Source organism: Kitasatospora sp. NPDC001540 (assembly GCF_042894345.1).
GTDB lineage: Bacteria > Actinomycetota > Actinomycetes > Streptomycetales > Streptomycetaceae > Kitasatospora > Kitasatospora phosalacinea_C.
Window position 1 is genome coordinate 287968 of sequence record NZ_JBIAVO010000006.1, and the last position, 9778, is coordinate 297745.

Below are 9778 nucleotides of genomic sequence, written 5' to 3' on the forward strand. Positions count from 1 at the left end.
GCGGGCGTGCTCGTTAGCATGGAGGCAGCGAGGAGGCTGAGATGACCGCCGAACCGATCGACTGGGTGTACCCGCCGGCCAACGGCTGGACGTTTGACCAGGTCAACGAGCTCGATCTGCCGTTCAAGTGGGAGCTGGTGGACGGAGCGATCGTGGTCCGAGGACAGACTTTGCTGTGGCACGACCAGGTGCGGGACCAGCTCTTCGCGGAACTGCGTGCGGCGAGGACCACGCCCTACGCGGTGAACGTCGAACGCTGCGTCCTGCTCAACGAGCGCAACGTGCTGCTGCCCGATGTGGTGGTGTTCGACAAGACCGGCCTGAACGTGTTCGAGCTGGAGTGCACCCCCATCGGTTCGGTGGCCCTCGCCGTAGAGGTCGTCTCTCCCGGGTCGCGGGCGGCCGACCGCTTCACCAAGCCCGGCCTCTACGCCGAGACGGGTGTTCCGTCCTACTGGCGCGTCGAACGCGGCGAGAACGGCCTCCCCATCGTGCACGAGTTCCGGCTGGACGAAGCACAAGCCGTCTATCTCCCGTACGCGGTGCACGAAGGGCTGCTCCGCACCGAGCTGCCGTTCCCCGTCGAGATCGATCTCAAGCAGTTGGTCGAGCTCTGACCCGTATCCTTGGCGGGTGAGCACCACCGAACCCACCTCCGACGGCCACCTGCTGGGCGCCGCCGACATCCGCGCGCTGGCCGAGGCGTTCGGCGTGAAGCCGACCAAGCAGCGCGGGCAGAACTTCGTCATCGACGGGAACACCGTGCGGCGGATCGTCCGGGCGGCGGAGGTGACGGGGCAGGACGCGGTGGTCGAGGTCGGGCCCGGGCTCGGGTCGTTGACGCTGGCGCTGCTGGAGGTGGCGCGGCACGTCACGGCGGTGGAGATCGACCCGGTGCTGGCGCGGCACCTGCCGGACACCGTCCGGGGGCGGATGCCCGCGAAGGCGGGCAACTTCGACCTGGTGCTCAGCGACGCGATGGACGTCACCGAACTGCCCGGCCCCGCGCCGACCGCGCTGGTGGCGAACCTGCCGTACAACGTCGCGGTGCCGGTGCTGCTGCACATGCTGGAGACCTTCCCCAGCATCGAGCGCACCCTGGTGATGGTGCAGAGCGAGGTCGCCGACCGGCTCGCCGCCAAGCCCGGCAACAAGGTGTACGGGGTGCCCTCCGTCAAGGCCAACTGGTACGCGGACGTGAAGCGCGCCGGGGCGATCGGGCGGAACGTGTTCTGGCCCGCGCCGAACGTCGACTCCGGCCTGGTCTCGCTGGTCCGCCGCGACCCGCCGTCCACCACCGCCACCCGCCGCGAGGTGTTCGCCGTCGTCGACGCCGCCTTCGCGCAGCGCCGCAAGACCCTGCGGGCCGCCCTGGCGGGCTGGGCCGGTTCGCCCGCCGCCGCCGAGGAGGCCCTGCGGGGCGCCGGGATCGACCACACGCTGCGCGGCGAGATGCTCACCGTCGAGCAGTTCGCCGCGATCGCCGAGCACAAGCCCAAGGCAGCAGAGGCCACAGAGGCAGCAGAGGAACACTGAACATGGTCACGGTCCGGGTCCCCGCCAAGGTCAACGTCCAGCTCGGCGTCGGCGGGGTCCGCCCCGACGGCTACCACGACCTGGCGAACGTCTTCTTCGCCGTCGCCCTCGGCGACCAGGTCACCGCCACCCCCGGCGAGGGCGTCACGCTCAGCTGCGACGGCCCCGACGCGGACGCCGTCCCGCTCGACGACAGCAACCTGGCCGCCCGCGCCGCCCGGCTGCTGGCCGCCCACCACGGCCTCGCCGACCCCGGCGTGCACCTGCACATCGACAAGGCCATCCCGGTCGCGGGCGGCATGGCGGGCGGCAGCGCGGACGGCGCCGCCGCGCTGCTGGCCTGCGACGCCCTGTGGGGCCTGGACACCCCGCAGCCCGTCCTGCTGGAGCTGGCCGCCGAACTCGGCTCCGACGTCCCGTTCGCACTGCTCGGCGGCGTCGCCCTGGGCCGCGGCCGCGGCGAGCTGCTGGAGCCGCTGCCGGCGGCCGGGACGTTCCACTGGGTGTTCGCGGTCGCCGACGGCGGACTCTCCACCCCGGCGGTCTTCCGCGAGTGCGACCGCCTGCGAGAGGAGTCCGGCCTCGGCTCCTCGCTGGCCGACGTCCCCACCCCCGACGCCGACCCCGCCCTGCTCGCCGCCCTCGCCGAGGGCGACCCCGTCGCGCTGGCCGCCGCCCTCGCCAACGACCTGCAGGCCGCCGCCGTCTCGCTGCGCCCGGCCCTCGCCGACACCCTGCGCGCGGGCACCGAGGCGGGCGCGCTGGCCGCCCTGGTCTCCGGCTCCGGCCCGACCTGCGCCTTCCTGGCCAAGGACGCCGACGCCGCCGCCCACGTCGCCGCCGCCCTCCGCGCCTCCGGCACCTGCCGCACCGCCCACGCCACCCACGGCCCGGTGCCGGGCGCGCGGGTGGTCAGCGCACCCAGGCCTTGAACGGTTCGGTGTCCAGGGTGATCCCGACCGGATCGGGCAGCACGGCGGGCTTGCCGAACGGGCGCCGGACCAGGCTCACGTACCGGCCGTCCTCGGGCTCGCTGTGGACCAGCACCTCACAGCTGTCCCGGTCGATCAGCAGGTAGACCGGGATACCGGTCTCGGCGTAGGCCCGCGGCTTCTCCTCCCGGTCGCGGCGGTCGGTGTCGCTGTCGTAGGAAGTCACCTCGAGGACCATGACGACCTGGTCGGCGTCGGCCCACTCGCCCTGGCCGGCGAAGCTGCCCTTTGGGGCGAGTGAGCCGTCCGGCTTGGCGTTGCCCTTGCGGTAGGTCTCCACCCGCAGGCCGCGTTCGAGGTACAGCCACAGGTCGGGGCGCTGCTGCATGCACTGTTCCATCACCCAGCGGATGATCTCGTCGTGGTCGCCGTCGGGCACCGCCTTGACTCCGATCCGTCCCTGGATGAACTCCATCCGGACACCCTCGCGCTCGGCCGCCTGGGCGATGCGCTCGAACTCCTCGGCCAGCATCTGCGGCCGGTTCTCCACCGCCGTCATCACAACCTCCGGCTCACCGTCGTGGTACTCGCACGGTACCGCGTGGCGGTGACCGGCCGGGAGACGACGGACGCCCGCCACCCGTGCGCGGTGGTACGTCACCTCCGCGCGCTGTCGCGAATGGTCCACACCTCTGCTTGACCTGGAGCGCGCTCCGGGTTCCAGACTCGTCACCGCGGCCCGCACCGGGCGGGTCGCGGAGAACGAGGGGAACCCGGATGCGCAAGCGCACCATCGGAACCGACCCGCGCACCCGTCGCGAGGTCAGCGTGCTCAGCCTCGGCGCGATGCTGTTCGGCACGCTCACCGACGAGGCCACCTCCTTCGCGGTGCTGGACCGCTACGTCGAGGCGGGCGGCACCTTCATCGACACCTCCAACAACTACGCGTACTGGCAGGACGACAGCCAGGGCGGCGCCAGCGAGGAACTGCTCGGCCGGTGGCGGGCCAGCCGCGGCATCACCGACGAGGTGGTGATCGCCACCAAGCTCGGCGCCCGTCCGAAGGCCCCGGGCACCGGGTTCGTCGAGAACGGCGAGGGCCTGTCCGCCGAGGTGATCCGGGCCTCCTCGGAGGCCAGCCGCAAGCGCCTGGGGGTCGAGAAGCTCGACCTGCTGTACGCGCACGTCGAGGACCGGACGGTGCCGCTGGCCGAGACCGTGCACGCCTTCGGCGCACTCGTCGACGAGGGGACGGTCGGCCTGCTCGGCGTCTCCAACCACTGGTCCTGGCGGGTCGAGCGGGCCCGGAACATCGCCGCGCAGGCCGGACTGCCCGGCTACGAGGTGCTCCAGTACGGCCACACCTACCTGCGCCGCCGCGGCGACCTGCCCGGCCTGACCTGCGCGGACGGCGACCAGGCCGCCGTCCAGGGCGACCTGGTCACGTACCTCAAGGAGAGCCCCGAACTCACCCTGGTCGCCTACTCCCCGCTGCTCGGCGGCGGCTACGTCCGGGAGGACAAGCCGCTCGGCCCGTCCTTCGACCACGCGGGCACGCCCACCCGCCTCGCCGCCCTCGACACCGTGGCGCGGCAGACCGGCGCCACCCGCAACCAGGTCGTGCTGGCCTGGCTGCTCGGCGGCGAGCTCCCGGCGATCCCGTTGGTGGGCGCCTCCTCGGTGGCCCAGCTGGACGAGAGCCTGGCGGCGCTCGACCTGGAACTGACCGACGAGCAGCGGGCGTTGCTGGACGGAGCCCGGTAGGACGAAACCGAGGGCGGTCGCGGCACTAGGCTGGGTACTCGTTCCAGCCCCTTCCTCAGGAGTGCAGCTTCGTGGCCGTCAACCTCGCCACCATCGAGTCCGTCACCAAGGTGTACGGCACCAGGGCCCTGCTGGACGGGGTCAGCCTCGGCGTCAGCGAGGGCGACCGGATCGGTGTGGTGGGCCGCAACGGGGACGGCAAGACGACGCTGATCCGGATGCTCGCCAAGCTGGAGGAGCCGGACAGCGGGCGGATCACCCACTCCGGCGGCCTGCAGCTGGCCGTGCTCACGCAGCACGACTCGCTGGACCCGAAGGCCACCATCCGGCACGAGGTGATCGCCGGCCGGGCCGACCACGAGTGGCTGGGCGACGCCCGGATCCGCGACATCGTCCAGGGCCTGTTCGGCGGCCTGGACCTGCCGGGCTTCGCCGACGGCCTGGACACCGTGATCGGCCCGCTCTCCGGCGGCGAGCGCCGCCGCATCGCCCTCGCCAAGCTGCTGCTCGGCGAGCCCGACCTGATCGTGCTGGACGAGCCCACCAACCACCTCGACGTGGAGGGCATCGCCTGGCTGGCCAAGCACCTGCAGAACCGCCGCTCCGCGCTGGTCTGCGTCACCCACGACCGCTGGTTCCTGGACCAGGTCTGCACCCGGATGTGGGACGTCCAGCGCGGCGAGGTCCGCGAGTACGAGGGCGGCTACTCGGACTACGTGTTCGCCCGCGCCGAGCGCTCCCGGATCGAGGCCACCGAGGAGCAGAAGCGGCAGAACCTGGCCCGCAAGGAGCTGGCCTGGCTGCGCCGCGGCGCCCCCGCCCGCACCTCCAAGCCGCGCTACCGGATCGAGGCCGCGAACGCGCTGATCGCGGACGTGCCGGAGCCGCGCGACAAGTCCGAGCTGATGAAGTTCGCCAACGCCCGCCTGGGCCGCACCGTCTTCGACCTGGAGGACGTGACCGTCAAGGCGGGCGACAAGCTGCTGCTGGAGCGCCTCACCTGGCAGCTCGGCCCCGGCGACCGGATCGGCCTGCTGGGCGTCAACGGCGCGGGCAAGACCTCGCTGCTGCGGGCGATGCAGGCCGCGTACGCCACCGAGGGCGACGTGCAGCCGGCCGGCGGCGTGATCAAGGTCGGCAAGACCGTCCGCCTGGCGTACCTCTCGCAGGAGGTCGCCGAGCTGGACCCGGCCACCCGCGTCCTGCAGGCCGTCGAGCAGGTCCGCGGCCGGGTCGACCTGGGCAAGGGCCGGGAGATGAGCGCCGGGCAGCTGTGCGAGCAGTTCGGCTTCGGCAAGGACAAGCAGTGGACGCCGGTCGGCGACCTCTCCGGCGGCGAGCGGCGCCGCCTGCAACTGCTGCGGCTGCTGATGGACGAGCCCAACGTGCTGTTCCTCGACGAGCCCACCAACGACCTCGACATCGAGACCCTCAACCAGCTGGAGGACCTGCTCGACGGCTGGCCCGGCTCGATGGTCGTGATCAGCCACGACCGGTTCTTCATCGAGCGCACCACCGACACCGCGTACGCCCTGCTCGGCGACCGCCGGATGCGGATGCTGCCGGGCGGCGTCGACGAGTACCTGGAGCGCCGCACCGCGATGGCCGAGGCGGCCGCGGCCGCCGCCGCCGTGCAGGCTTCGGCCCCCGCCGCCACCTCCGGCCTGTCGGCGGGCGACCTGCGGGCGGCGAAGAAGGAGATGCAGAAGCTGGAGCGGCAGATCGCCAAGCTGGACGAGCAGGAGTCCAAGCTGCACACCCAACTGGCCGAGCACGCCGCCGACTTCTCCAAGGTCGCCGAGCTGGACGCGCAACTGCGCAAGGTCCGCGAGGACAAGGAGGAGCTGGAGATGTCCTGGCTGGAGCTGGCCGAGCAGGTCTGAGCCGCACGCCCGAGGACTACCCGTCCAGCAGCAGGTCGAGCTCGTCCGCGGCCCGGGCCAGCGCGCTGCGCTCCGGGTCGTGCGGGCCGGTCGGCCGGGCGATCCGGCCGGTCGGCGGGTGGTGGGCGCGGGCCGCGCCGGTGAGCCGGTCCAGCGAGCGCAGCACCCGTTCGATCACCTCCGGCTCGGGCTGCCGCCCGCCGTAGCGCAGTTGCGCGGCGTACGCGGCGACCGCCCCCGAGAGCCGCTCCAGCGCGGCGGTCGCGGGCACCCACCGCTCGGCGAGGCGCCCGGCGGGCGGGGGTTCGGCCAGGCCGAGGTCGACCTGCTGCCGGGCGTCGGCCAGCGCCCGGTACGCGGTGCGGCGCAGCCACACCTCGGCGACCGGCTCGCCCCGGGCCACCGCCGCCAGGTAGCGGCGCAGGGCGTTCGCGGCGGTGACGATGCCCGGTTCGATCCGGTGCGGGGGCCGCTCGGGCCACAGCAGGTAGCCGAAGACCAGCACGATGGCGCTGGCCAGCGCGGTGTCCAGCACCCGCGGCCAGAACTCGGCCGCGCCGCTCTCCCCGCCGAGCTGCACCAGCAGCAGCGCCACCGGCGTCATCACGACGGTGTTCAGCCCGTAGTGCGCGGCCGTCGAGTACGGCAGCAGCGCCACGCACAGCGAGATCGCCAGGCTCAGCGCCCACGGGTCCGTGGTCAGGGCCAGCAGCACCGCGGTGACCGCGATGCCCAGCACGGTGCCCAGCGCCCGGCTCACCGCCCGCTGGAAGACCGAGCCCAGATCCGGCTTCAGGACGAACGCCACCGTCATCGGCACCCAGTAACTGCGCTCCAGCGGAAGCAGGTTGACCGCCGTCTCGGCCACCGCCACGCACAGCGCCACCCGCAGCCCGTAGCGCACCGAGCCGCGCGACAGCAGCCGCACCCGCAGCCGCCACGGGTCCGGCGGCGGCGGGGCGGCGGTGTCCAGCGGCGCCCAGCGGCCCGCCACGGTGTCGGCGGCGGCTCGCAGCGCCGTGTCGAAGGCCGTCCGGGAGGGCGTGTCGGGCCGCCAGTCGGGGTACGCGGGCTCGGGGCCGCCGGTGATCTGCGCGGCCAGCCGGGCCGGGAACGCCGCCAGCTCCGGCGGCACCGGCCGCCACGCCCACAGCAGCCCGGCCGCCGCCTCGGTGGCGCCCAGCGCGGCCTCGTACGAGCGGCGCAGCCGGTGCAGCCGCTCCGGTTCGCGGCGGCCCGGGCGGGGCGGCGGCAGCAGGTCCTGCATCTGGTTGAGCCGGCCGGTCAGCAGGCGGCGGGCGGCCGGGCCGTCCGGGGTGCCGAGGGCGGCCAGCAGGCCGCCGAGCGCCAGGTACACCTCGGCCAGCGCCCGGGTGCGCGGATCGGTGCGGACGTCGGTGCGGTAGCGCACCCCCAGCAGCAGCACCAGCGCCGCCCCGCACGGCAGCATCGCGGGCGCGGCCCACCACGGGTGCGGCAGCGCCATCCCGCCGCCCAGCGAGGCCGACACCAGCAGCAGCATCCCGGCCGCCGACCCGCGCGGACCGGTCGCCGACAGCGCCCCGCCCGCGAAGCCCACCAGGGTCAGCGCCGCCCCGATCTCCAGGCCGCTCGCGCCCCGGTGCTGCAGCTCCGCCCCGATCAGCATCCCGGTCGTGGACGCGGCCAGCGCCAGCGCGATCCGCGGCGCGCGCAGCCGCAGCGGCTCCACCCGGTCGTTCATCGTCGCGTGCATCGCCCCCAGCGCCGCGAACACCCCCAGCGCCAGCCGCCCGCACACCAGCCCCACGCCCAGCGGCACCGCCATCCCCACCGCCGCCCGCACCACCAGCACCCGCGGCACCACCGGCCGGTTCGGCCGCAGGGCCAGCGCCCACCAGGCGGCGGGGTCACCGGAAGCACGGTCGCGGCCGGGGGCTGACACAGGATCACGGGCCTTCGCTGCACGGGAGTTCGCGGCTGCTGGGCGACATTGCACGGCAGATCGGGTCTTCTCGGGCAGTTTAGCCCTCCGACCTGGCCGAAGCCGATTTCCCAAGCGGTCGGCGGAGCATGTAATGTCTTCCTCGTCGCAAGGGGAACCGCGAGGGACCCGGAGCAACAAGCCCCTATAGCTCAGTCGGTAGAGCGTCTCCATGGTAAGGAGAAGGTCTGCGGTTCGATTCCGCATGGGGGCTCAGGAGAAGAAGGCCCCGCCGTGAGGCGGGGCCTTTCGCGTTCTCCTGCCGCGTTCTCCCCCGCGTGCTCCGGGGTCCGGCCGCGGAGGTCCTCTGGCGGGCGGGGCGATTGTGCGCTGTGATGGTGCGTCTGTCGGGCCCGGGAGCGGAGGGGCGGGATGAGCGCACGGCTCGTGGTGGCGGACGACCACCGGTTGATGGCCGAGGCGCTGGGGGCCGCCCTGCAGCAGCGCGGGCACCGGGTGCTGGGGATCGGGTCGCCGTGCGGGGCCGTCCTGGAGCTGGTGGCGGGGCGGCGGCCGGAGGTGTGCCTGCTGGGGGTGGGGGGCGGGGCGGAGGACCCGTTCGAGCCGCTGCGGCGGCTGCGGCGGGAGCGGCCGGAGATCGCGGTGGTGGTGCTGGGGCCGCTGGGGGCGCCGGGGCGGGTCGCGGCGGCGTTCGCGGCGGGGGCGGCCGGGTACGTGCGCAGCGACGAGCGGATCGACGTGGTGGACCGGGCGGTCGCGCGGGTCCGGGCGGGGGAGGTGGCGGTCGCAGTGGACGTGCTGCGGGCCGCGTTCGAGCACCTGCTGTGGCCGGTGGCGGAGCCGGACGACGAGGCGCTGCGGCTGCTGCGGCTGCTGACCCGGCGGGAGGTGCAGGTGCTGGCCCGGATCGCGGACGGGGAGGACACCGCGGCGATCGCCGCCGCGATGCGGATCGCCCCGTCGACGGCCCGCACGCACGTCCAGCGGGTGCTGACCAAGCTCGGGGCCCGCTCCCGGCTGGAGGCGGCCGCGCTGGCGGCCCGGACCGGCCTGCTGGACCAACTGGCCTGACCCGCGGGTGAGTTCGCGTCGGAGACCGGTTCGCGGACGGCCGCCCGGGCCGGGCGGAGTGCTCCGGCGTTCAGGTGGTTGCCCTATGCTCCGGGCGAGGAATACCCGAATGTCGCGGAGGTCGAGGGCATGAGCAAGTACCTGGTCACGGGCGGAGCCGGCTACGTGGGGAGCGTGGTGGCGGCGCACCTGTTGGAGGCGGGGCACCAGGTGACCGTGCTGGACGACCTGTCGACCGGGTTCGCCGAGGGTGTGCCCGAGGGCGCGGAGTTCGTGCGGGGCCGGATCCAGGACGCGGGCGAGGTGCTGGACTCCTCGTTCGAGGCGGTGCTGCACTTCGCGGCGTCCTCGCAGGTGGGCGAGTCGGTCGCGGACCCGGAGAAGTACTGGCGCAACAACGTGGCCGGTTCGCTGGAGCTGGTGTCGGCGATGCGCAAGGCCGGGGTGGGGCGGCTGGTGTTCTCCTCGACCGCGGCGGTGTACGGGGAGCCGGAGGAGGTGCCGATCAAGGAGAGCGCGCGGACCTCGCCGACCAACGCCTACGGCGCCACCAAGCTGGCGGTGGACCACCTGATCACCTCCGAGGCCGTCGCGCACGGCCTGGCGGCGGTGAGCCTGCGCTACTTCAACGTGGCCGGGGCCTACGGCCGCTACGGGGAGCGGCACGA

Annotated in this window: 9 protein-coding genes and 1 tRNA gene; 8 read left to right on the forward strand and 2 right to left on the reverse strand. The window is 73.9% G+C overall.

The window, feature by feature from the left end; translation table 11 throughout:
- Positions 1-41 precede the first annotated feature (41 nt).
- Genes ACFY00_RS11245 through ACFY00_RS11255 form a run of 3 tightly spaced genes read left to right on the forward strand, consistent with a single transcriptional unit; the run spans position 42 to position 2468 of the window.
- The gene (locus ACFY00_RS11245) at positions 42-617 is read left to right on the forward strand and encodes a Uma2 family endonuclease (protein ID WP_388029776.1); all 576 of its coding nucleotides are present in this window, start codon (positions 42-44) and stop codon (positions 615-617) included.
- Between the two features lie 16 nt (positions 618-633).
- Positions 634-1536, forward strand: coding sequence for a 16S rRNA (adenine(1518)-N(6)/adenine(1519)-N(6))-dimethyltransferase RsmA (rsmA, locus tag ACFY00_RS11250; RefSeq protein WP_388029778.1), 903 nt, complete (start codon positions 634-636; stop codon positions 1534-1536).
- A 2-nt stretch (positions 1537-1538) separates the two neighbouring features.
- Positions 1539-2468 carry a 4-(cytidine 5'-diphospho)-2-C-methyl-D-erythritol kinase gene (locus tag ACFY00_RS11255; protein ID WP_388029781.1) on the forward strand — a complete coding sequence of 310 codons (930 nt, stop codon included), beginning with the start codon at positions 1539-1541 and terminating at the stop codon, positions 2466-2468.
- Here the strand turns inward: ACFY00_RS11255 and ACFY00_RS11260 are convergent.
- Positions 2449-3027, reverse strand: coding sequence for a Uma2 family endonuclease (locus tag ACFY00_RS11260; RefSeq protein WP_388029784.1), 579 nt, complete (start codon positions 3025-3027; stop codon positions 2449-2451). The genes ACFY00_RS11255 and ACFY00_RS11260 overlap by 20 nt on opposite strands.
- A 218-nt stretch (positions 3028-3245) precedes the next feature.
- Between ACFY00_RS11260 and ACFY00_RS11265 the strand changes: the two genes are divergently transcribed.
- Together ACFY00_RS11265 and ACFY00_RS11270 are read left to right on the forward strand one after the other, a co-directional pair.
- Complete coding sequence (locus ACFY00_RS11265; protein WP_388029787.1) at positions 3246-4232, forward strand: aldo/keto reductase; 987 nt, start codon at positions 3246-3248, stop codon at positions 4230-4232.
- Positions 4233-4303: 71 nt separating this feature from the next.
- Complete coding sequence (locus ACFY00_RS11270) at positions 4304-6115, forward strand: ABC-F family ATP-binding cassette domain-containing protein (protein WP_388029790.1); 1812 nt, start codon at positions 4304-4306, stop codon at positions 6113-6115.
- Positions 6116-6131: 16 nt separating this feature from the next.
- On the opposite strand, the gene ACFY00_RS11275 is transcribed toward ACFY00_RS11270, so the two are convergent.
- A complete protein-coding gene (locus ACFY00_RS11275) occupies positions 6132-8039 on the reverse strand; it encodes an FUSC family protein (protein ID WP_388029793.1) in 1908 nt (635 codons plus the stop codon).
- Between the two features lie 180 nt (positions 8040-8219).
- On the opposite strand from ACFY00_RS11275, the gene ACFY00_RS11280 reads away from it, so the two are divergent.
- The 3 genes from ACFY00_RS11280 to ACFY00_RS11290 form a co-directional block, all read left to right on the forward strand.
- Positions 8220-8292 (forward strand) — tRNA-Thr (locus tag ACFY00_RS11280).
- A 158-nt stretch (positions 8293-8450) separates the two neighbouring features.
- Positions 8451-9110, forward strand: a complete 660-nt coding sequence (locus tag ACFY00_RS11285) for a LuxR C-terminal-related transcriptional regulator (RefSeq protein ID WP_380322909.1) — start codon at positions 8451-8453, stop codon at positions 9108-9110.
- 129 nt (positions 9111-9239) lie between these two features.
- Positions 9240-9778: NAD-dependent epimerase/dehydratase family protein (locus ACFY00_RS11290; RefSeq protein WP_388029796.1), on the forward strand; the 539-nt coding region annotated here is incomplete at its 3' end.

Excerpts from the sequence above, each read along its gene's own strand:
- ACFY00_RS11260 (WP_388029784.1), bottom strand. The coding sequence starts at position 3,027 with ATGACGGCGGTGGAGAACCGGCCGCAGATGCTGGCCGAGGAGTTCGAG.
- ACFY00_RS11285 (WP_380322909.1), top strand. The coding sequence starts at position 8,451 with ATGAGCGCACGGCTCGTGGTGGCGGACGACCACCGGTTGATGGCCGAG.
- ACFY00_RS11245 (WP_388029776.1), top strand. The coding sequence starts at position 42 with ATGACCGCCGAACCGATCGACTGGGTGTACCCGCCGGCCAACGGCTGG.
- ACFY00_RS11255 (WP_388029781.1), top strand. The coding sequence starts at position 1,539 with ATGGTCACGGTCCGGGTCCCCGCCAAGGTCAACGTCCAGCTCGGCGTC.
- ACFY00_RS11265 (WP_388029787.1), top strand. The coding sequence starts at position 3,246 with ATGCGCAAGCGCACCATCGGAACCGACCCGCGCACCCGTCGCGAGGTC.